Genomic DNA, 206 nt, shown 5'->3' on the forward strand with positions numbered 1-206 from the left:
TGCAACCTGCAGGAATATCAGAGCCTGCCGCCCTCACAGATCGTACCGCGTCTGGCTGACAAGGGCATCTACCTCGCATCGGAGTCCACGTTCTATCGTGTGCTGAAAAAGCATCAGCAGCTCAACCACCGCGGCCGTGCTCAGTCTGCCAGAACAGTACCACAGCCCACCAGTTTTACGGCCACGGGGCCTAACGAAGTGTGGAC

Annotated in this window: 1 pseudogene; it reads left to right on the forward strand. The window is 58.3% G+C overall.

Annotated elements, in window-relative coordinates:
• Window positions 1–206, forward strand: a pseudogene (locus tag WG929_RS21320) (IS3 family transposase); the annotation flags it as partial.

The sequence above is a fragment of the Oceanobacter antarcticus genome, from assembly GCF_044962685.1.
In the GTDB taxonomy this organism is placed as follows: domain Bacteria; phylum Pseudomonadota; class Gammaproteobacteria; order Pseudomonadales; family Oceanobacteraceae; genus Oceanobacter; species Oceanobacter antarcticus.